Annotated in this window: 20 protein-coding genes; 6 read left to right on the top strand and 14 right to left on the bottom strand. The window is 63.8% G+C overall.

What is annotated here, in order from left to right:
- Nucleotides 1–80: 80 nt before the first annotated feature.
- Nucleotides 81–698, top strand: a complete 618-nt coding sequence (locus tag ACFWAD_RS22685; RefSeq protein ID WP_378449660.1) for a TetR/AcrR family transcriptional regulator — start codon at nucleotides 81–83, stop codon at nucleotides 696–698.
- On the opposite strand, the gene hisF is transcribed toward ACFWAD_RS22685, so the two are convergent.
- The 11 genes from hisF to ACFWAD_RS22630 all read right to left on the bottom strand — a co-directional run bounded on the left by hisF (nucleotide 695) and on the right by ACFWAD_RS22630 (nucleotide 9033).
- A complete protein-coding gene (gene hisF / locus ACFWAD_RS22680) occupies nucleotides 695–1468 on the bottom strand; it encodes an imidazole glycerol phosphate synthase subunit HisF (RefSeq protein ID WP_095969965.1) in 774 nt (257 codons plus the stop codon). The genes ACFWAD_RS22685 and hisF overlap by 4 nt on opposite strands.
- Nucleotides 1465–2298 (bottom strand): inositol monophosphatase family protein, encoded by an 834-nt coding sequence (locus ACFWAD_RS22675; RefSeq protein ID WP_378547937.1) that lies wholly within the window; start codon nucleotides 2296–2298, stop codon nucleotides 1465–1467. Before ACFWAD_RS22675 ends, hisF begins: the two co-directional genes overlap by 4 nt.
- 9 nt (nucleotides 2299–2307) lie before the next feature.
- Nucleotides 2308–3042 (bottom strand): bifunctional 1-(5-phosphoribosyl)-5-((5-phosphoribosylamino)methylideneamino)imidazole-4-carboxamide isomerase/phosphoribosylanthranilate isomerase PriA, encoded by a 735-nt coding sequence (priA, locus tag ACFWAD_RS22670; RefSeq protein ID WP_003942371.1) that lies wholly within the window; start codon nucleotides 3040–3042, stop codon nucleotides 2308–2310.
- Between the two features lie 19 nt (nucleotides 3043–3061).
- Nucleotides 3062–3313, bottom strand: a complete 252-nt coding sequence (locus tag ACFWAD_RS22665; protein WP_042449550.1) for a hypothetical protein — start codon at nucleotides 3311–3313, stop codon at nucleotides 3062–3064.
- Complete coding sequence (gene hisH / locus ACFWAD_RS22660; protein WP_003942389.1) at nucleotides 3310–3945, bottom strand: imidazole glycerol phosphate synthase subunit HisH; 636 nt, start codon at nucleotides 3943–3945, stop codon at nucleotides 3310–3312. Before hisH ends, ACFWAD_RS22665 begins: the two co-directional genes overlap by 4 nt.
- A 9-nt stretch (nucleotides 3946–3954) precedes the next feature.
- Nucleotides 3955–5076, bottom strand: a complete 1122-nt coding sequence (locus ACFWAD_RS22655; protein ID WP_378449661.1) for an MFS transporter — start codon at nucleotides 5074–5076, stop codon at nucleotides 3955–3957.
- An 89-nt stretch (nucleotides 5077–5165) separates the two neighbouring features.
- A complete protein-coding gene (locus ACFWAD_RS22650; RefSeq protein WP_230813421.1) occupies nucleotides 5166–5315 on the bottom strand; it encodes a hypothetical protein in 150 nt (49 codons plus the stop codon).
- The gene (gene hisB, locus ACFWAD_RS22645; protein ID WP_003942383.1) at nucleotides 5312–5926 is read right to left on the bottom strand and encodes an imidazoleglycerol-phosphate dehydratase HisB; all 615 of its coding nucleotides are present in this window, start codon (nucleotides 5924–5926) and stop codon (nucleotides 5312–5314) included. Before hisB ends, ACFWAD_RS22650 begins: the two co-directional genes overlap by 4 nt.
- Complete coding sequence (locus tag ACFWAD_RS22640) at nucleotides 5923–7065, bottom strand: histidinol-phosphate transaminase (protein ID WP_378547934.1); 1143 nt, start codon at nucleotides 7063–7065, stop codon at nucleotides 5923–5925. Before ACFWAD_RS22640 ends, hisB begins: the two co-directional genes overlap by 4 nt.
- Before the next feature lie 11 nt (nucleotides 7066–7076).
- The gene (gene hisD, locus ACFWAD_RS22635) at nucleotides 7077–8399 is read right to left on the bottom strand and encodes a histidinol dehydrogenase (RefSeq protein ID WP_378547931.1); all 1323 of its coding nucleotides are present in this window, start codon (nucleotides 8397–8399) and stop codon (nucleotides 7077–7079) included.
- 151 nt (nucleotides 8400–8550) lie between these two features.
- A complete protein-coding gene (locus ACFWAD_RS22630; RefSeq protein ID WP_378547928.1) occupies nucleotides 8551–9033 on the bottom strand; it encodes a hypothetical protein in 483 nt (160 codons plus the stop codon).
- Nucleotides 9034–9165: 132 nt separating this feature from the next.
- Here ACFWAD_RS22630 and ACFWAD_RS22625 point away from each other — a divergent pair, with 132 nt between their 5' ends.
- From ACFWAD_RS22625 to ACFWAD_RS22615, 3 genes are all read left to right on the top strand, one after another.
- Entirely contained in the window at nucleotides 9166–12420 is a 3255-nt protein-coding gene (locus ACFWAD_RS22625) for an arabinosyltransferase domain-containing protein (protein ID WP_378548166.1), read from the top strand.
- A 127-nt stretch (nucleotides 12421–12547) separates the two neighbouring features.
- Complete coding sequence (locus ACFWAD_RS22620) at nucleotides 12548–13801, top strand: glycoside hydrolase family 1 protein (protein WP_378548163.1); 1254 nt, start codon at nucleotides 12548–12550, stop codon at nucleotides 13799–13801.
- A 46-nt stretch (nucleotides 13802–13847) separates the two neighbouring features.
- Nucleotides 13848–14297 carry a hypothetical protein gene (locus tag ACFWAD_RS22615; RefSeq protein WP_378547926.1) on the top strand — a complete coding sequence of 150 codons (450 nt, stop codon included), beginning with the start codon at nucleotides 13848–13850 and terminating at the stop codon, nucleotides 14295–14297.
- Here the strand turns inward: ACFWAD_RS22615 and ACFWAD_RS22610 are convergent.
- Nucleotides 14275–15078, bottom strand: a complete 804-nt coding sequence (locus tag ACFWAD_RS22610; RefSeq protein WP_378547923.1) for an AraC family transcriptional regulator — start codon at nucleotides 15076–15078, stop codon at nucleotides 14275–14277. The genes ACFWAD_RS22615 and ACFWAD_RS22610 overlap by 23 nt on opposite strands.
- Before the next feature lie 93 nt (nucleotides 15079–15171).
- Between ACFWAD_RS22610 and ACFWAD_RS22605 the strand changes: the two genes are divergently transcribed.
- Complete coding sequence (locus ACFWAD_RS22605) at nucleotides 15172–15975, top strand: sulfite exporter TauE/SafE family protein (RefSeq protein ID WP_378547920.1); 804 nt, start codon at nucleotides 15172–15174, stop codon at nucleotides 15973–15975.
- Here the strand turns inward: ACFWAD_RS22605 and ACFWAD_RS22600 are convergent.
- Together ACFWAD_RS22600 and ACFWAD_RS22595 are read right to left on the bottom strand one after the other, a co-directional pair.
- Complete coding sequence (locus tag ACFWAD_RS22600) at nucleotides 15972–16577, bottom strand: dihydrofolate reductase family protein (protein WP_378547917.1); 606 nt, start codon at nucleotides 16575–16577, stop codon at nucleotides 15972–15974. The genes ACFWAD_RS22605 and ACFWAD_RS22600 overlap by 4 nt on opposite strands.
- Complete coding sequence (locus ACFWAD_RS22595; protein WP_378547914.1) at nucleotides 16571–17227, bottom strand: nitroreductase family protein; 657 nt, start codon at nucleotides 17225–17227, stop codon at nucleotides 16571–16573. The genes ACFWAD_RS22600 and ACFWAD_RS22595 overlap by 7 nt, the downstream gene beginning before the upstream one ends.
- A 112-nt stretch (nucleotides 17228–17339) precedes the next feature.
- Here ACFWAD_RS22595 and ACFWAD_RS22590 point away from each other — a divergent pair, with 112 nt between their 5' ends.
- Nucleotides 17340–17969: a LysE family transporter gene (locus tag ACFWAD_RS22590; protein WP_378449596.1), complete on the top strand. Its 630-nt coding sequence runs from the start codon at nucleotides 17340–17342 to the stop codon at nucleotides 17967–17969.
- The last annotated feature ends 13 nt before the right edge of the window (nucleotides 17970–17982 follow it).

Below are 17982 nucleotides of genomic sequence, written 5' to 3'. Positions count from 1 at the left end.
CGCACTCATGAACTGCACATCAGAAAATGACATGCCATTCCGTTATGGAGAACGGTATCATTCCTGACGTGACGAAGGCCATGACCAGAGCGGAACGAAAAAAGGCGGAATTACGCCGCGAGATCATCGACGCATCGTTCGAGTGCTTCGCCGAGCGCGGCTATCACGCAACCGGAATTGCCGACATCGCAACAACTCTCGGAATCGGCCACGGGACCTTCTACCGGTACTTCGAGAACAAGCGCGACATCATCGACCACGTCATCGACGACCTGATCGCCAAGATCATCAGCGCACTGGCCACCGAGAATTCACCTGACGCGGCAAGCACTCTGGACGAGTACCGCGCTCAAGTGGGACGGATCGCCGAAGCGCTCCCCCGCATCTTCTTCGACGACCCACGCATCCCGCGGGTTCTGCTTTTCGAGACGACGGGCGTCGACGCCGATCTCACCGGCCGGATGCTCGATCTACTCGATCAGTCGGCATCGTTGACAGCGGCGTATCTGCATCACGGCGTCGAATGTGGCTATCTACGCGCCGACCTCGACGTCGACAACACTGCACAGGCCGTCAACGGCATGATGCTGGCAAGCGCGATTCAAGGATTGCGAGCCGATTCGTCCGTCGACTGCACGGCATTGAACCAGGCCATCAGCCGCCTCATGTTCGACGGAATCCGCGCCGAGAACGCCTAGCGAACGACGATTCCCTCGGCACGCATCGCATCCTTGACCTGCGGGATGCTCAGATCGCCGAAGTGGAAGACGCTTGCTGCGAGAACTGCGTCCGCGCCCGCTTCGACAGCCGGGGCGAAGTGCTCGACCAGGCCGGCGCCTCCACTGGCGATCACCGGTACGTGGACCGCTGCACGGACAGCGCGGATCATCAGCAGGTCGAAGCCGGCCTTGGTGCCGTCGGCATCCATCGAGTTCAGCAGGATCTCCCCCACTCCCAACTCCGCGCCACGCTCGGCCCACTCCACCGCGTCGATCCCGGTGCCGCGTTTGCCTCCGTGCGTGGTGACCTCCCAGCCCGACGGAGTATCCGGCTGCCCCTGGGGAACGGTGCGGGCATCGACCGAGAGGACGATGCACTGCGAGCCGAAACGCTCACTCAGTTCCTTGAGCAGTTCCGGGCGCGCGATCGCCGCGGTATTGACGCTGACCTTGTCGGCACCGGCACGCAGCAGACGATCGACGTCCGCGACCGTGCGCACCCCGCCGCCGACGGTGAGGGGAATGAAAACCTGCTCGGCAGTACGACTTACGACGTCGAGCATCGTGCCGCGATCCGACGTGGATGCGGTCACGTCCAGGAACGTCAGTTCGTCGGCACCCTGAGCGTCGTACGCTGCCGCGAGTTCCACGGGATCTCCGGCGTCGCGAAGATTCTCGAAATTGACACCCTTGACCACTCGTCCGGCGTCGACGTCGAGGCACGGAATCACACGAACTGCGAGGGTCATGACTGTGGTCCTCCTGAGGACGAAGCGCGCGGATCACCGAGCGCGTTGAGGATATCGAGAATCTCACCGTGGATGCCCGGAGCGGCGGCGAGCACCGACTCCGATTCTACGGTCCACGGATTGCCGGCCAGATCGGTGACCACCCCGCCCGCACCGCGAACAAGCGCGACCCCGGCCGCGTTGTCCCACGCGTTGCGCCCGTAGACGATCGCACCGCCCAGGATGCCGGCCGCGGTGAAGGCCAGATCGACTCCGGTGGAACCGTGTATCCGGATCCGCGAGGACACCTTGCTGATTTCGGCGAGGAGGTCGAGACGGAAACTGCCGGGGATCCGCCCTCGACTGTTGACGTTGAGCGCACCCAAGCCGACGATCGACGACGCCAGATCGGTTGGCTCCAGCGGCGGTACGGCGATTCCATTGACCAACAACGGACCGCCGGCGCGAGTCGCGTACGTGTGATTGATCAATGGAAGCCAGGTCAATCCGAGCACCGGGACACCGTCGTCGAGAAGCGCCAACAGCGTTCCGGCAGTGGGCAATCCGGCTGAGTAGTTGAAAGTACCGTCAACGGGGTCGAGAACCCAGACGAGCCCGGAACCGACGTCGGGACCGCCGAATTCCTCGCCGTGCACCTCGATGCCGGTCTGCTCGAACAACTCCGCGCTCAACCGCTTCTCCAGCGCGAGATCGACCTCGGTGGCAAAATCGCCCCAACCCTTGCGGACCGCGCTCGGGGCACCGACACCGGAGACGAACTGATCGTGGACGCCGTCGAGAAGCCGACCCGCAATCGCGAGAAGTTCGTCGAGGTCACGCGTCGGAGTCATCTGGAAAATCTATCCGGAAACTGCTGCCAGTGCTTCGGGGAGAGTGAAGCGACCCGCGTAGAGCGCCTTGCCGACGATCGCGCCTTCGACACCCTGATCTACCAGGCTGGAAATAGCGAGGAGATCCTCGATGGTCGACACACCGCCGGAGGCGACGACGTGCGCGTCGGTGACCGCGCAGACCTGGCTGAGAAGTTCGAGATTGGGCCCGGTGAGCGTGCCGTCCTTGGAGACGTCGGTGACGACGTAACGGGTGCAGCCGTCACGGTCCAAACGCGCGAGGGTCTCCCACAGATCCCCGCCGTCGGTGACCCAGCCGCGACCACGGGTGCGGTACTGGCCGTCGACGAGACGAACATCGAGGCCAACGGCGATCTTGTCGCCGTACTTGGCCAAGGCACGTGCACACCACTCGGGATCTTCGATTGCGGCGGTACCGAGATTCACGCGAGCACAGCCGGTGGCCAGCGCAGCTTCCAGGGAGGCGTCGTCGCGGATTCCTCCGGAGAGTTCCACCTTGACCGTCAGGTCCCCGATGACGCCGGCCAGCAGTTCGCTGTTCGATCCACGCCCGAAAGCGGCGTCGAGGTCGACGAGGTGCACCCATTCGGCACCGTCGTTCTGCCAGGCAAGAGCGGCGTCGCGGGGCGACCCGTAACCGGTCTCACTTCCCGCCTCTCCTTGCACGAGGCGAACAGCTTCACCGTTGACGACATCTACAGCAGGCAAAAGGACCAGGCTCACGTGCGGTAACCCTAGTAGGTCAGGACCTCGAACCGTCCTCCGGGTCACCGAACGCTTTTCGGGTCATCCGCTTGGATACGACGCCCATTGCCGCAATCGCGGCGACGACCCCCACGAGACCGATCACGAGGCCGACGCCCGGCGATGGTTTGAGCACAACGATGACGACCGTGGCGACCGCCAGCGCAGCCACCGCGGCGCCGAGCGAGAACAACGCCAGACGAGCGAGGGAGAAATCGTCGCCGCGGTTCGGTCCGGATCCCCCGGTCACAAACTCTGCACCCAATTGCTCAGCAACTCGGCGCCTGCATCGCCGGACTTCTCGGGGTGGAACTGCGTCGCGGACAACGCACCGTTCTCGACGGCAGCGAGGAACTTTCCACCGTGATCGGCCCACGTCAGCTTCGGGGGCGCAATGTGCTCGGACGGCGCGAGTTCCCAACTCTGCACGCCGTACGAGTGGACGAAGTAGAAGCGGGTATCGGCGTCGATACCCTTGAACAGGGTGCTGGACTCCGGAGCCTCCACGGTGTTCCAGCCCATGTGCGGCAAGACCTCTGCTTGCAGCCTCTCGACGGTGCCGGGCCATTCGCCGCAGCCCTCCGCCTCGACACCGAATTCGACCCCCCGGTCGAACAGAATCTGCATGCCGACGCAGATTCCCAGCACCGGTCGGCCACCGGCCAGGCGTCTGCCGATGATTCGGTCACCCTGGACTGCACGCAGACCTTCCATGCAGGCCGCGAACGCGCCGACGCCGGGCACCACCAGACCGTCCGCCGCCAGTGCCACCTTCATGTCGTTGGTCACCTCCACCTGCGCCCCGGTGCGCGCCAAGGCGCGAGTGGCCGAATGCAGGTTGCCGGAGCCGTAATCGAGTACAGCAATCGTGGAAGCGCTCATGCCCCAACTCTATCGGGCAACCCTGGCGCCGATCACTTTGCCGCCTGCGGCCAGTGCCGGGAGGAGGGCGACAACTACCGCGGACACCGCGAACACCCAGGCATAGCCGGCTGCAGTAGCCACGAATCCCAGCGCCAGCGCTCCGATTCCGGTGCCGGCGTCATAGCCGATGTTCCAGATCGCGCTCGCGGATCCGAGTTGCCTCGGGCCGGCAGCCTGAAACGCCATGACCAATGATTCGTTCTGCACCGCACCGAACCCGAGCCCGAAAAGGACCGCCGCGCAGAACAAGACCGGCGTCGAACCGCCGTCCACGTTGATCGCGAACAGCACCAATCCGATGGTCGACGACGCCAATGCCGGTGCGAGTGTCCGACCACTGCCGAGACGATCGGCGATCAGTCCCGCCGAGTACCGGCCGACCAACATCGACCCACTGGCCGTCGCCAACACCACACCTGCAACGGCCGCACGCTCCGAAATTGCGATCGGCAGCAGCGACGACAATCCGCCGAACGACGCGGACACGCACGCCAAAGCGAGCACCGGAACCAAGACTGCGAACACGCTCAACCGAGCGGATTCCCCGGTGGGCTGGGCGAAGATCTTCGGTAACCGGGCAATGGCCACCAGTGCGAGTGCCGGGATCAGCGCACCGAGAACGAACACCGGTGTCGCCGACCACCGCTCCATGAGCGCAAGCCCCAGCGGCAGCCCAGCCATCTGCGACGCTGCGATCGCGATCCCCTGAGCGCCAGTGGCACGGCCGAGAATTCGCTTGGGCGCCAACTCCGCCACCAGTGCACTGCCGGCCACCGTCAGCATGCCGAAACCGATGCCACGCACAGCCGAAACGGCCAGGACAGGTCCGGCGTCGGCCGAGATCAGCAGCACCAACGACGGCGGACCGAGGAGCAGACACCCGACCGCAAGTACGCGCCGGTAGCCCTGCGTCCGCAACAACCGAGGCACGAGCAGTTGGGTCAAGACCGTGGCCGCCATGAAGACACCGGTCACCGATCCGGCAAGCGCATCCGATCCACCGGATTGCGCAACCAGCAACGGCACCACCGGCAACAGCAACGACCAGCCACCGAAAGCTGCTGCCGCCATGATCAGGACACCGACCATGCCCGGAGTACGAAGCAAACCCGGACCCGCCTCTTTCCCCGTCACAGACGCAGTAACTTTTCGCGTCACAGACGCAGTAACTTTTCGCGTCACAGACGCAGTGCGCCCGCTACCGCCGCCAGAACCGCCATCGCGAGGAGGATTCCCGACGCCAGCTTGTTGACCTTGAACATCGAGTAGGCGCCGCCCACAGCAATTCCCGCACCGATGAACAGCAGATAGGTGAAGAGGACGCTCACAGTGTGCCCTTCGTCGACGGCACGCCGCTCACGCGCGGATCCGGCTCGACCGCCTCGCGCAGAGCGCGCGCAACGGCCTTGTACTCGGCCTCGGTGATGTGGTGCTGATCGCGACCGTACAGAACCCGAACGTGCAGTGCGATACGCGCATTCAAGGCGATCGACTCGAACACGTGGCGATTGATCACCGCGTGATACGGCACGCCCGGGTACCCGCCGATGACGGAATGCACCATGTAGTCGGGCTCGCCGGTGTGCACGCAGTACGGGCGACCGGAGACGTCGACCGACGCGTGCGCCAGCGTTTCGTCCATCGGGATGAAGGCGTCACCGAAACGACGGATGCCCTTCTTGTCGCCGAGAGCCTGGCCGAGCGCCTGGCCGAACACGATCGCGGTGTCTTCGACGGTGTGGTGAGCGTCGATCTCGACGTCACCCTTCGCCTTGACGTCGAGATCGAAGCTGGCGTGCGTACCCAACGCGTTGAGCATGTGGTCGAAGAACGGAACGCCGGTGGAGACGTCGACGATGCCAGTCCCGTCCAGATTCAGTTCGACGACGATGCTTGATTCCCGAGTTGTCCGTTCGATCCGCGCAATGCGATCGCTCATGCCGTCTCTCCTGAATTCGTGTCGACCAGCTGGGTGCCTGCGATCTCGTCGCTGGCCTTGATGAACGCGTCGTTCTCGGCCTCGAGCCCCACGGTGGCCCGCAGATACCCGGGGATGCCGATGTCGCGGATGAGAACTCCGCGGTCGAGGTATTCCTTCCACGCCTGCGCGCTGTCGGTGAACTGACCGAACAAGATGAAGTTCGCGTCGCTGGGAATCACTCTGAAACCGGTGTCCGCCAGCGCCTTCGACACCCGATCACGCTCGGCCGACAGGGCATGGACGCTGCCGAGGGTCTCGTCGGCGTGACGCAGGGCCGCGCGCGCCGCCGCCTGCGTGACCACCGACAGGTGATATGGCAAGCGCACCAACAACAGTGCGTCGATGAACGCGGGCGCGGCGGCGAGGTAGCCGAGCCGGCCACCGGCAAACGCGAAAGCCTTGCTCATGGTGCGGGTGACAACCAGCTTGGCCGGGAACTCGTCGATCAGCGTCATCGCACTCGGCGCAGCAGAGAACTCCGCGTACGCCTCGTCGACGATCACGATGCCCGGCGCCACGTCGAGGATGCGTCGTAGTTCCGCGATGCCGACGCTGTGTCCGGTCGGGTTGTTGGGGCTGGTCACGAACACGACATCGGGCCGACGTTCACCGATTACGGTGACGGCAGCATCCACGTCGAGTGCGAAATCGTCCCGACGGAAAACCTCGACCCACTCGGTATCGGTCCCGTCGGCGATGATCGGGTGCATGGAGTACGAGGGCACAAATCCCATCGCGCTACGTCCCGGACCTGCGAACGCCTGCAACAACTGCTGCAGAATCTCGTTCGATCCGTTTGCCGCCCAGAGGTTGTCGACGGTGACCGGCACTCCCGTCTGCTTCGACAGGTACGCAGCGAGATCCGTCCGCAGAGCCACGGCATCGCGGTCGGGGTAGCGGTGCAGTTCCTTCGCGGCCTCGCGAACGGACTCGGCGACGTCGTCGATGAGCGCCTGCGTCGGCGGATGCGGGTTTTCGTTGGTGTTGAGTTGAACCGGAACCGTCAACTGCGGCGCGCCGTATGCCGACTTGCCACGCAGGTTCTCGCGAATCGGAAGTGCGTCGACCGAAATCGATCCTCCAGGAGCACTACTCATCGCAGAGCTACTCATCGCAAGGCCTCGAATCGCAGGCGCACAGCTTCACCGTGCGCGGGCAGGTCTTCGGCATTGGCAAGTGTGATGACATGTCCGGCAACATCTTTCAGAGCCGACTCGGAGTAGTCGATCACGTGGATCCCACGAAGGAACGTCTGCACACTCAGACCGGAAGAGTGACGCGCACACCCAGCAGTCGGCAGAACATGGTTGGAGCCGGCGCAGTAGTCGCCGAGGCTGACCGGCGCCCATGGGCCGACGAAGACGGCACCAGCACTGGTGACCTGAGCTGCAACACCGGTTGCGTCCTCGGTCTGGATCTCGAGGTGCTCGGCCGCATAGGCGTTGACGACGCGCAGACCGGCGGAAACGTCGGAGACCAGCACGGTGCCAGACTGACTGCCGGTCAGTGCGGTGGTGACGCGCTCGCGGTGCTTGGTGATCTCGAGCTGCGCGGCCAGAGCCTTGTCGACGGCGTCGGCCAATTCGACGCTGGTGGTGACGAGGACGCTTGCAGCCATGACATCGTGCTCGGCCTGGCTGATGAGATCGGCGGCAACGTGAACCGGATCAGCCGTGTGGTCGGCGAGGATAGCGATTTCGGTGGGTCCGGCCTCGGCGTCGATGCCGACCAGGCCACGGCACAGACGCTTGGCGGCGGTGACGTAGATGTTGCCGGGACCGGTGATCAGGTCTACCGGCACCAACTCGGAGCCATCGGTATCGGTGCCGCCGTAGGTCAGCAGGGCGACGCCCTGGCCGCCGCCGACAGCCCACACCTCGTCGACACCGAGCATGGCTGCCGCGGCAAGGATCGTGGGGTGCGGCAACCCACCGAAATCAGCTTGAGGGGGCGAGGCGACTACGAGCGATCCGACGCCGGCAGTCTGAGCCGGTACGACGTTCATGACAACGCTCGACGGGTACACGGCATTGCCGCCGGGGACGTACAGCCCGACGCGCTCGACCGGAACCCACCGCTCGGTGACCGTGCCGCCGGGGACCACCTCAGTGACGGTGTCCCTACGACGCTGATCGGCGTGCACCTTGCGGGTGCGCTCGATCGCAACCTCGAGGGCTTCCTTGACGGCCGGGTCGAGTTCACGAAGTGCGCGCTCGAGCTCTGCAGCCGGAACCCGCACCGAAGACGGACGAACACCGTCGAACTTCTCGCCGAATTCGAGCGCGGCTTCTGCACCGCGATCACGAACGGCTTCGACCATCGGGCGAACCTGATGCAGTACCGCGTCCACATCCACTCCACCTCGGGGAAGCGCGGCGCGAAGTTCGGCCGTGGATGGGGTACGACCACGCAGGTCGGTGCGGGCAAGCATGAGAGTTCCTCTCGTACGCAAACGGGGTGCCTGTGCAAGCGGGCGCAAACCGTCCGGCATTACAGGCCTGAACAACGGGCCCGAAACACAGAACTGACGTCAATTATCCAGGATAGGCGCACCCCATTTTTCACCGGTCCACCTGCGACGCTCACTGCAGGTCCGGCGCCCGCCGCCTGGCAAGTTCGATCAGCTCGTCCCTTCGAGGTGTTGCCACCGAGACTTCACGACCGTCAAGCAGACGAAAGCGGACCCCGTCGCCGGGAGACGCGAGAATTACCCGCATCCCGGGGCCGGTCATCCGATAACCGATCCCGGAGCCCATCCCGATATGGACCGCAGTTGCCGACACAACTTCGTCCCACCGAAACACCTGACGCAGCCCTGGAGACAGCGCGATCGTCAGCCGTTCGGCGTCTGTGGTGATGATCACGCGCACCTTCCACATGTACGTGGCCAACCCGAAGCAAAGGGTTGCGGACAACACAGCCCCGACGTAGCCCGCCGGGTCGCGTTGCACGATCACCGCGAACCCGCAGACAATCACCATGATAATTCCGAGAACGACGCACAATGCGACCGTCGACCGCCGCAGTAGTGGGCTCAGCGGAATGGACTCGTGAACTTCGTGCACAGCACCCCCGCCTCGATCGCCGACAACCCCACCCCGAGGAACGACACCGAGAACACGACCATCCCATTACTCCCGCTTTTATAACAAATACGTCACGCACAGATAGGGTCCAAAGTCGTGACAGACAGTGACGTGGCCACGACCGCACCTCCGGCCCTGCCGACCCCCGAGCGATCCAGCGGACCGAACCGAGCGCGGATCGTTGCGATTGTCGCATCGATCCTCGGCATAGTTTTAGGCGGATCGGTTCCGTTCCTGCCGATCGAACAGGACACCGCCGCCGTCAACTGGCCGCAGTCCGGATCGACGGCGAGCGTCGAGGCGCCATTGGTCTCGTACACACCGCTGCGTATGGAGGCATCGATTCCGTGCGCGTCGATCAACGAGTTGACCGCCGCCGGCGGAACACTCGTCTCGACTTCTCCCCCGGGTGCCGCCGACGCGCGGCGCTACGGCTTTGTCGCCACGGTCTCCCCCGAATCCGCTGACGCCCCCGCCCGGGTGGACGTGGTCCTGCGCGATCAAGTGTTGCTCTCGACGCCGGTCACTGATCTGCCGAGTGGATGCGCGCTCACACTTTCAGCCGAGCCGACTCGAACCACCTTCGATGCCACCGGTCCCGAACCGCGCGTCATCGAGGGCGACAGCCGGCCACAGGTGGTCGGCGTCTTCAGTGACCTCGATTCGGCAGCAGCCGGTTTGAACGTCTCGATCGAGACAGACTCTCGCTTCACGTCGAGCCCGTCGGTGATCAAAACCCTCGCCATGATTCTCGGGGCGCTCACGGCTGTCGTTTCCCTCTTCGCTCTGCACCGTCTCGACAACCGCGACGGCCGGGGCACACGCAAATTCCTGCCCGCCCGGTGGTGGAAGTTCACCGTCCTCGACGGCGTCGTGGTCGGAACTCTGGTGCTGTGGCATTTCATCGGCGCTACCACGACCGACGACGGCTACCAGTTCACGATGGCCAGGGCCTCCGAGCAATCCGGCTACATGTCCAACTACTTCCGGTGGTTCGCAGTCCCTGAAACCCCGTTCGGGACTCCGTACTACAACATCCTCGGACTCCTGGCGCACGTCAGCACTGCAAGCCCCTGGGTCCGCCTGCCTGCTCTGCTGGCGGGCATCATCACCTGGCTCGTCATCAGTCGGGAGGTCGCGCCTCGACTCGGCGCCGCAATCCGCGGAAACCGGCTCGCCCTCTGGACCGGTGCGCTCGTCTTCCTCGCATTCTGGCTTCCCTTCAACAACGGACTTCGCCCCGAACCGATCGTTGCTCTCGGCGTCCTGCTGACGTGGTGCTCCATCGAACGCGCCGTCGCGACGAGACGCCTTCTACCGGTCGCTGTCGCGATTCTGATCGCCGGATTCACCTTGACTGCCGGGCCTTCCGGTCTCATCTGCTTCGCCGCACTCATCGCCGGCATACGCCCGATCATGCGCATCATCATCGAACGTGCGCGCACCACCGGTTATGTCGCAGCTGTCGGGCCACTGCTGGCTGCCGGACTCTCGATCCTCATCCCCGCGTTCGGCGATCAGAGTCTGGCCGCCGTCATCGAGATGCAACGTGTCCACTCGATCTCGCCGAATCAGCCCTGGTTCGACGAGTACCTCCGCTATCAGTACCTCTTCAACATCTCCGTCGACGGTTCCCTGACCCGCAGATTCGGTGTGTTCGTCATGGTTCTGTGCCTTGGCGTCTGCACCGCGATGATGCTGCGCAAGGGCGGCCGGATTCCCGGTTTGGCTGCCGGTCCGTCACGCCGCGTCGTGGGGCTGACGATCGGCGCACTGCCACTGCTGATGTTCTCGCCGACCAAGTGGACCCACCACTTCGGAATCTTTGCCGGACTCACCGCAGTTCTGGCGATGATGACGGCCGTCGCCGTGGGAACGAAACTCCTACGCTCGCCGCGCAATCGGGCCCTCTTCGCGGCGGCTGTCCTGTTCCTGCTGGCGGTCGCGTTCACCGGCAGCAACAGCTATTACTACGTGTCCAGCTACAGCGTTCCGTGGTGGGACAAGCCGGTGTCGATCGGCGGACTCGGTGCGAGCACCGTCCTCCTCGGATTGACCGTGCTGATGCTCGGCGTCGCCGCGTGGTACTTCTTCCGTGAGCCGTACACCGCCGGGAAGGAACCGTCCGCGAAGCACGCTCGACTGCTTGCCATCTCGCCACTGACGATCGCCGCGGGCGCCATGGTCCTCTTCGAGGTGCTGTCCATGTCCAAAGGCGTGATCACCCAATACCCGGCCTATTCGGTGGGCCGCGCGAACGTCGACGCCGTTCTCGGCCAACACTGCGGACTCGCCAACGACGTTCTGCTCGAAACCGATCCGAACTCCTCGATGCTGACCCCACTCTCCGGCAACGTTGCCACGGCGCTCTCCGCAGGTGGGGCGACAGGATTCGATCCGAATGGTGTCGCCTCCGACCTTCGAGCCGACAAGGAAGCCACGGCTACCGGCGGCGCGAACACCGTCGACACCTCCGAGGACACCGCCGGTAACTCGGCCGGAACCGGTGGTGGCGCCGGACAGACCGGAGTCAACGGCAGTTCGGTCGCGTTGCCGTTCGGCCTCGACCCGGCGACAACACCGGTCATGGGCAGTTTCGGTCAGCCCTCCCCAGGCACTCTGATCAGCGACTGGTACCAACTCCCCGACGTGGGTGAGGACGCAACCCGTGGCGACATCATCTCCATTGCAACGGCTGGTCGTGTCCGATCGGTCGACAAGGACGGAATCGTCACCTACGGCCAGAACGTCGAGGTCGAGTACGGCACAGCGCGCGGCGTCGACGACGCGGAAGCAGACGATGTGGAGACACTCGGAAAAATCGCGCCCCTCGACATCGGGCCGGCACCGTCATGGCGGAACCTGCGAGTGCCACTGGATCAGATTCCCGTCGAAGCCAACAGCATTCGACTTGTCGTCAGTGACTACGACAGCAAGGCCGACCAATGGGTGGCCGTTACCCCGCCGCGCGTTCCGAAGACCCGGAAGCTCAACGACGTCGTCGGATCGCAGGCGCCCGTCATGCTGGATTGGGCTGTCGGCCTGGCATTCCCGTGCCAACGCCCCTTCGATCATCGGGTCGGAATCGCCGAGGTCCCCGAGTACCGGATCCTTCCCGACCATTCCGGCGCGCTCGTGACCAGTGCCTGGCAGGACCACTACGGCGGTGGACCGTTGGGGTGGATCGATCTGCTGCTGAGCGCTCAGACCATTCCGTCGTATCTCGACAACGACTGGGCTCGCGACTGGGGTTCGATCGAGAAGTACACACCGATCGATCCGAGTGCAGTGCCTGCCGAGATCGACGAAGCGACCGTTCAGCGCTCCGGGACGTGGAACCCGGGATCGATGACCATGGTTTTCTGAGCGGCAGGGTGACTGAGTGATGCGGTCCAGTCGCGGGCGGATCGGACGAAACGCCTGCGACTGGACACTTGTATGACTTAGTCTCCCAGGCATGGGAGCCCTGTCACGGTCTATCGCGCCTGCACTGATGGCACTGGCGTGCCTGCTCGGGGCGCTCGCCTTTCCCGCCCCCGCCTCGGCTGAGGTACCGGATGACTTCCTCTGGGGCGTTGCCACCTCCGGATTCCAATCGGAAGGATCGTCGCCGGACAGCAACTGGTCTCGATACTCCGACTCCGGACGAACCCACGACAAGATCGGCGATTCGGTCGACTTCCGTCATCGCTACGCCGAGGACATCGACCGGGCCGCCGATCTGGGGTCGAAGGTTTTCCGATTCGGCGTCGAGTGGGCTCGGGTTCAGCCCGCCGCCGGGAGCTGGAACGAGACCGAATTCGCGTACTACGACGACGTGGTGACGCACATCCGCGCGCGGGGCATGACTCCGATGATCACGCTCGACCACTGGGTGTATCCGGGATGGGTTGTCGATCAAGGCGGATGGACAAATCCGAAGACCGAAGCCGACTGGCTGGTCAACGCAGAGATGGTAGTCGAGCGGTACTCCGGGATCGGTGCGCTGTGGATCACGATCAATGAGCCGACTGTGTATGTTCAGCGCGAATTGACCTACGGCGGAATCGCTCTCACCCAGGCACCGTCGATGTTCGACTCGTTGGTTCGGGTTCACCGGGCGATCTACGACCGCATACACGTTCTCGATCCCGGTGCTCGTGTGAGCAGTAATTTCTCCTTCATTCCCGGCGTGTCCGAGGCGATAGATTCGGTGTTCACGGATCGAGTGCGCGACAAGCTCGACTTTCTCGGGATCGACTACTACTACGGTGTGGCCCTGAACAATCCGACTGCCGCGTACGCCGCACTCGACGAGTTCTACAACGTCACACCTCAACCCGAAGGCCTGTACGACGCGTTGATGCGTTACTCGGGCAAGTATCCCGAACTCCCTCTCTACATCGTCGAGAACGGCATGCCCACCGACAACGGAGCGCCGCGCGCCGACGGATACACACGCTCGAATCACCTACGAGATCACATCTATTGGATGGAACGCGCCCGAGAAGACGGCGCAGACGTGATCGGCTACAACTACTGGTCCATCACCGACAACTACGAATGGGGTTCGTACCGACCTCGATTCGGCCTCTACACCGTAGATGTTCTCGGCGATCCCACCGCGGCCCGAATCCCGACCGACGGAGTCGACACCTACCGCCGGATCATTCGCGACAACGGCGTCGGCGCCGACTACGTGCCCGTCATGGCCCCGGCTTTCTGCTCGCTCGTCGACCCTCCACGCAGCTGCACGGCGACTCGATGACAGCCGTTTTCCGAATTTCTACCACTCCTCGTCGTTAGGATGCCCCATGCGAACACTGCAAAAGATCGCCGGAACTGCTGCTGCCACTGCTGCCCTGATCCTGGCTGCGGGAGGCGCTGCGACGGCAGCCCCGAACCCGGCCGATTCGCCCCGTGAGGCGCAGGCACGTGCCTACATTGACGCCCTCGTCTCCCATGACGTCTCCGATGTGCATTTCGCCCCGGATGCGACGCGCGTCGAAGCCGGACTCAAGACGGGGTTCTCCGGACCGCAGATGTCCGCCGACCTCGAAAACGGCATCCAGTACCGCGTCATCCAGGGCGTCCGCGACCTCGAGATGTCGGAAGCCGGGGACATCGTCTCGACCACCTACCTGCTGGACGCGGGAATCGGCGGCACTCGCCTCATGACCGTGGAGATTCGTGAAACCTTCGAAGTCCGTGACGGACTCATCCACGACGTCGTCGCCGACATCATCCCGGTGTCGGTGTCGTGACGCGCGCCCGATAGCTACTGGGCGGTGCACCCGAGACCCGGGTGCACATCGCCGCGAAAGCAGCCGGCGTCGAGTATCCGAGTTCAGACGCAACGGACGTCACACTGACGCCGGCGGAGAGTTTCGGAAGCGCATGAAGAATGCAGGCACGCTGCATCCACGACGACGCGCTCATCCCCGTTTCCGCGATCAGCAAGCGGTGCAGCGTTCGTTCACTGATGTGGAGTCGCCCGGCCCACCGCGCGGGCGAGTCGTGAATCGACGGGCCTGCGAGATACCGCGTGCACAATGCCCGCAATCCCGGGTGCCGAGGCAGTGGGAGTTCCACAGGTAGGGGTGCAAGATCGCGAAGTTCGTGGAGGATCAGCTGAACTACTGCGGTCTCACGTCCGTGAGCAGAGAAGTCGTCCTCCACGTTCAATTCGACATCCATGTCGACCGCAGCGACAAGTAGCTCGCGTAGTAGCGGCGAGACCGCGACCACTCGGCACCTGACCGGAAACCAGGGAACTGCGGACGGTTCGATGTAGAGGCTTCGTGTGCTGACGCCGTCCATCGTCACCGCATGAACGACACCGGCGGGAATCATGACCGCATTGGACGGCAGAACCGTCCACTCACCGTCGTCGGTTTCGACGTTCATCGCACCGTTCACAGCGAAGAGGAACTGGGCTCGCCGATGATCGTGGGCAGCCAGCGCGTGACCGCGCGGGTAGTCGGTTCCGATGGCGAGAACACTGCGAGGTGAGCGATCGACGGCCTTGATCGCAATGTTGCGCACCCGAGAGAACCTACCGAGTCGGTGTCCGATTGACAATGGAATCTGGCGAACCTTCGAATGTGAGCCAGCAGGGAAATCGCTACCGTTCATCACGTGCTTCACTACGCCATCATCCTGCTCGCTTTCGGCGCTCTGACCGGAGTCACCACTGTTCTGTTCGGATTCGGTGGCGGGTTCGTCACCGTCCCAGTCGTTTACGCTGCGTCCGCACTTCGGCCGGAGGTCACCGATCCGATGCACGTCGCCGTCGCGTCCTCAGCGGCCGTGATGGTGGTAAATTCACTCAGTGCCACAGTGGCATTCAGGAAATCAGGACGACTTCGGACGGAGTACATCCGACCTCTGATCGCACCCGTCGCAGTCGGAGCAGCGCTCGGAGCGGTTGCGGCGGGCCACGTCGACGACAGCATCGTCCGAATCCTGTTTGTCCTCTATCTCGTCGTGACGATCCTCGACAGCCTTCTGCGGCAAGGGTTTCTGACGCCTCCCGAACCTGACGACCGTCTCGGCCCCAACGGGGTCCGCACAGTCGGGATCGGAATCGGTGCCGTCTCAAGTTTCCTCGGCGTGGGCGGCAGCGTCATGACGGTGCCGATGATGCGACGCGGCGGAGTTCAAATGGCCGACGCCGCCGCGAGCGCCAACCCGTTGAGCCTGCCTGTCGCCGTCGTCGCGACTGCGGTGTACGCGGCGGCATCCGGACACATCTCTGCTTCGGATCTGTCGGCGGGCAGAGTCGGCGCCGTCGACCTTCTGGCCGTCTGCGCGCTTCTCGCCGGCTCTCTGCCTGCGATTGTGCTGAGCCGGCGACTAGTCGGTGCTATTCCGGACCGCGTCCATGCCGGCGCCTACATCGCTCTACTCTGCGTCGTCACGGCAGTGATGGTGGCGGCCTAGCGAACGGCGTACCGCAGGTAGATCACGCCGCAGTCGAAGGTTTTCTCCTCGAGCAGCTGCAGGTCAAGCCGCCTTTCCGGGAGAGCTCGCAATCCGCCGCCGATATTGACCGGACACAGAAACAGTCTCACTTCATCGACCAAACCCGCCGCGAAAGCACTAACCGCAACCGTCGGTCCACCGATCGAGATATCTTGTACCGCTTCACTCTTGAGCAAACGGATGGAGTCTTCATCGAAGCGCGGGACGATCCTGGTGCGCGCAGTCGACACCTCGTTCAGCGTCGTGGAGTACACGATCTTGTCGATTCCACGCCAGATCTGAGCGAATTCGACGGTCGCCGCCTCGATACCGGCAAACTCGTCCGGAACCGACGAACCTCCTGGCACTGACGAACGCCCGAGGTCCTCGGCTGCCATTGTTTCCCAGGGAATCATCGTCTCGTACATCCGGCGCCCGAGCAGGTATGTGCCGACTCCCCTCTCGAGCTCGTTGACAAACGAATGGACCTGCGCGTCGGGAACAGCCCAGTCGAAGTTCCCGTCCCTGTCCGCCACGTACCCGTCGATCGAGCAGATCGCCGAGTAGATCAGGCTCACCATCGGTCCACGTGCAGCACGTTGTCGACGGGTTCGCGCGCGGCAGGTTTGAACGTCTCGCCTGTGAAGTACGCCGTCGGGATCAGAGCCGCCTGATGGAATCCGGCCGGAATGCCCAGCAGCTCGGCAACTTCCGCCTCACGCTGCAGGTGCAACGTTGTCCAGGCCGTACCGAGTCCACGTGCCCGCGCTGCCAGCGCGTAACTCCACGCGGCCGGCAGTAGCGAACCCCACAGACCCGCCTGGTTCCCCTCCGGCAACGTCTTACCCGCCTTGATGCACGGAATGAGGAGAACCGGTACCTCGCCCATGTGCTGACCGAGCCACGCGACGCTCGTGCCTACTCGCTGTTGGATCGGCGCGCGATCGGGGTCGTCGGCGAAGAGCTTTGCCGCCGAACCGTGAGAAGCAAGGTACTCGTCGGTGACTTCCTTGTAGATCTGCCCAACTGCTGCTCGCAGTGCCGGATCTGTCACAACCATCCACTGCCACCCCTGGCGATTCGAACCGGAAGGCGCTTGCAGGGCGATCTGGAGACACTCCTTCACCAGATCCAAGGGCACCGGACGGGTCAGATCCAGACGCTTTCGAACCGTTCGCGTTGTGGTCAGTAATTCGTCGGGTGTCAGGTCGAGCACGGGAAACGACGTCATCCCCCGATCATTGCACTGTCGCGAGCCGTGAGCAGGGCAGTCCGTCTACACTTTTCTGATCCCGTACGTGGCTGGTGTGTCGGGAGCATTCACGGATCAAAGGACTTTCGACATGAGTTGGCACGTCTGGTTGGCGTTCTTCGGAGCAAGTTGGGTGATCAGCCTGTCACCAGGGGCCGGCGCCATTGCGTCGATGTCGTCGGGGCTTGCCTACGGTCTGCGGCGCGGATATTGGAACATTTTCGGGCTGCAGTTGGGATTGTTGTTGCAGATCGGAATTGTCGCGGCCGGCGTCGGCGCCGTTCTCGCCAGCTCGACCGTGGCCTTTTCCTTGATCAAGTGGTTCGGTGTCGCATACCTCGTCTACCTGGGGATCAGGCAGTGGCGATCGGCGCCCACCGAGGTGGAGACCGACGAAGCCGCCGCGAGCAGTTCCGGTCCGATGATGATGCTTCGCGGATTTCTCGTGAACGCGAGCAACCCGAAAGCCGTCGTCTTCATGCTCGCAGTGCTCCCGCAGTTCCTCGATCCGTCGGCGCCGCTGCTGCCGCAGTATCTGATCATCGCTGCAACGATGTGCGCCGTCGACGTGATCGTGATGACCGGGTACACCGGGCTGGCCGCACGGGTGCTCACCTTGATGCGCTCCCCCAAACAGCAGCGAACCACCAATCGAGTGTTCGCCGGTCTGTTCTTCGGCGCTGCAGGCTTTCTCTCGAGCATCGGCCGCGCGGCGGCTTGATCGGTCACACGGC

This window comes from Rhodococcus sp. NPDC059969, from assembly GCF_042738325.1.
In the GTDB taxonomy this organism is placed as follows: Bacteria; Actinomycetota; Actinomycetes; order Mycobacteriales; family Mycobacteriaceae; genus Rhodococcus_F.
The sequence above is the reverse complement of the archived record's forward strand: the minus strand, read 5'-3'. Positions and strand labels throughout refer to the sequence as shown.